Consider the following 497-nt stretch of genomic DNA (forward strand, 5'->3'; position numbering starts at 1 on the left):
GATCTTGATTTCTGGTGGCTGCTCGCCATTCCCGTCGCGTTCGCGCTCGGCTGGATGGCGTCGCGCTACGACCTCAACAAGCTGCTGTCCGAGAGCGCGAACCTGCCGCGCTCGTATTTTCGCGGCCTGAATTTCCTGCTGAACGAACAGCCGGACAAAGCGATCGATGCGTTCATCGAAGTCGCGAAGCTCGATCCCGAAACGGTCGAGCTGCACTTCGCGCTCGGCAACCTGTTTCGCCGCCGCGGCGAGACGGACCGGGCGATCCGCGTCCATCAGAATCTGCTGAGCCGCAACGATCTGCCCGTGAGCGAGCGCGACCACGCGCTCTTCGAGCTTGGCCAGGACTTCCTGAAGGCGGGCCTGCTCGATCGTGCGGAGGAGACGTTCCACATGCTGGCCGAGGGGGACTACGCGCTCGACGCGCAGCGCGCACTCCTCACGATCTACGAGATCGAGAAGGACTGGACCAAGTCGATCGACACCGCGGCGAGGAT

General features: G+C 63.6%; 1 protein-coding gene. It reads left to right on the top strand.

Annotated features, from left to right (window positions below):
• A partial coding sequence (locus J5M58_RS26400) for a tetratricopeptide repeat protein (protein ID WP_207880299.1) occupies positions 1-497 on the top strand: 497 nt, incomplete at both ends.

This window comes from Pseudomonas sp. 32_A, assembly GCF_017490905.1.
Lineage (GTDB): Bacteria > Pseudomonadota > Gammaproteobacteria > Pseudomonadales > Pseudomonadaceae > Aquipseudomonas > Aquipseudomonas inefficax.